A 2,012-nucleotide genomic window follows, 5' to 3' on the forward strand; every position below is an offset into this window, starting at 1 on the left:
TCGCGTAGATGAACTCGGCGTCCGATTGCCAGTGGAGAACCGCGGTCCCGTTCGGCTCGATCCGATAGAGAAGCGCTTTCTTCGTCTGCTGGCGCCCTCCTCCATTCGTCCCCGGCTCCTCGCTCCCCGAGCATCCGGCCCAGATCCTCCCCTTCTCGTCGAGATGGAGAGCGCCCACTTCGGCGCGTGGAGAATCGAAGAGAACGCGCGCATTCCCCTTCTTGTCGACCGACAGAAGGAGACCCGCCCCCTCCCCGCCGAGGAGAAACCGATCGTCCTTCCGGTCGTAGAGGATGCAGAGCACGTTCGTTTCCGGAGAGTCATAGAAGAGCTCCGCGTTCCCGGAGGGGTCGATCCGATAGACTTTCCCTTGCTCACCGGTCGCCGCGTACAGGTTTCCCTTGTCGTCGAACGCAAGATCCCACACGTAGCGCTCCGGACTGTCGAAGAACGTGCGCGCGTTTCCGTCCCGATCGACGATGTAGACGATCCCGTCCGGAGAAGTTCCCGCGTAAAGGTTCCCCCTCGCGTCGAGCGCGAGCGAGAGGATATCAAGCTCGAGCGAATCGAAGAGAAGGACGCTCTTGCCGGATCGTTCCACCTTGAAGATTTTTCCCTGGTCCCCCGTGCCGGCGTAGAGGCCGCCCCGCCCGTCCGGGAGGAGCGACCAGACGTAGTACTCGGAGATCGTGCCCGCCGGCTCGAAGCGCGGGGCGAGCTCGAGGGACCCGAGCGGTCCGATCGTGAGATCCGTCGGCGTCCCCTCCGCGGCGCTCTCGCGGCCGGACACGTCCCAACGGGCGGTCCTCACCGCCCCGGGCTCGCCGGCCAAGAGGAGGACTCCGACCCCGGCGAGGACGAGAAGCTTCGTCTTGTTCATCGTTCGACTCCCTGTTCGAGAGAGCGGCGGCCTCACGGCGCCGCACGATCCACGACGATCGGAAGGGAGCGGCATCCGGAGACGAACGCATCGACGCGAATCGTCTCCGAGGCGAGCACGCTCCCCTTCACGTAGTTGCCGTCGTCCGCGTGGAGGTCCGTCCCGAGAACGGCGAGCCTCGAGGCGGGAAGGCCCGGCATCTCGCGGCCGTCGACCGTCACGCCTTTCGCCTCGCTGAAGAGCTGCACGAACACGCTTTCGTTCGTCCGCATCTCGCGGAGAATCCGGACGAGCCCGTTGATGTCCTTCGTGGCGAACCGGTTCGGCGCGCGCTTCGAGTCCCAGTCCTCCGAAAAGGCCGCGTCGCACGCGCGAAGAAGGAGCTTCCCGTCGGGGAGATCGGCGGGGAGCGTGACCTCGAAGCGGCGCGTCTCCGTCTCGTCCTGGTAGTAGCGGAGCGTGACCGCGCCGCGCACGGTTTCTCCCGGACGAAGCCGGCCCTTCTCGATATCGAGCCGCTCGATCCGCGCCGAGCGACGCCCGTCCTCCACAGTCACTTCGGCGCGCACGCGGTTCACCCTCGGCCGCGCGAGGTTGTTGCTCGCGAGAACGCGAAGCGGGACGAGGATGTCGTCCTCCATCTCGTCGAGGACCGAGGCGGACGAGTAGACGTTCTCCCGCTCGAGATCGTCCGCCCCCTCCAGATCGACGAAGAGACGCATGCGGACCGTGTGCTCGCCGATCGCGCGCTCTCTGTGCACCACGGAGTTGCGGACCGCCCACGAGACGAGGAGCGGCGTGAGCCGTTTGTCGTCCATCGCGTCGTAGCGGTACTCGCGCCGGCCGAACCCGGGGGACGTGACGGTCACCTCGATCGGAATCGTCGGCGGCTCGATCCCGAGGCGCCCCGCCACCCCCGCGCGCCGATCCTCGAGGAGCGCGCCGACCGTCTCCAGTGGGGACCCGAGCTTGAACGAGACGGCGAGGCTCGGGATTCGCGCGTGGACCTCCGCCGAGACGAGCGGGAGGTTCACGCTCCCCGCGTGGAAGAGAGGATGGCCGAAGGCGAGCACGCGGTCGTCTTCCACCCACGTGATCGTGCCGACGCCGGTGAGCGAGGCGTCCCCTCCGA

The 2,012-nt window shown here is 67.1% G+C and carries 1 protein-coding gene; it reads right to left on the reverse strand.

Going from position 1 to position 2,012, the window contains the following annotated elements; translation table 11 throughout:
- A partial coding sequence (locus tag FJY88_13925; protein MBM3288424.1) for a WD40 repeat domain-containing protein occupies positions 1 to 955 on the reverse strand: 955 nt, incomplete at its 3' end.
- Positions 956 to 2,012 lie beyond the last annotated feature (1,057 nt).

The sequence above is a fragment of the Candidatus Eisenbacteria bacterium genome, assembly GCA_016867495.1.
In the GTDB taxonomy this organism is placed as follows: Bacteria; Eisenbacteria; RBG-16-71-46; order CAIMUX01; family VGJL01; genus VGJL01.